1 protein-coding gene is annotated in these 253 nt (G+C 58.1%); it reads right to left on the bottom strand.

Going from position 1 to position 253, the window contains the following annotated elements; all coding sequences use genetic code 11:
- Nucleotides 1-253, bottom strand: a 253-nt coding sequence (locus IV91_RS0115330; protein ID WP_031599638.1) for an ATP-binding protein, incomplete at both ends; no start/stop codon positions are given.

The raw sequence follows: 253 nt of genomic DNA, 5'->3' as shown, positions 1-253 counted from the left end.
TGACCACACTGCGGTCAATCCCCCGACTGGGACGGACATTGATATCCTCGATGGCGGCCTGCGGATACTTGAGATGGGCTTGTTTGAGCAAGCGGACCAGCCTGCGGTCAGTCCGGTAGTGGACCTTCCGGTCAATCAGCAGTGCCAAGCGCTCTTCAAAGCTCATGCCGGCCATGCCCGACTGGGTCAGTTGTTCCTCAAGGCCGGTGGCCAATCCATTCAGTTTCAAGGTGCGCAATTGCGCCAGTGTAGT

Origin of the sequence: Ferrovum myxofaciens (genome assembly GCF_000735045.1) — a bacterium.
Lineage (GTDB): Bacteria > Pseudomonadota > Gammaproteobacteria > Burkholderiales > Ferrovaceae > Ferrovum > Ferrovum myxofaciens.
This window is presented reverse-complemented; position numbering and strand designations above follow the sequence as displayed.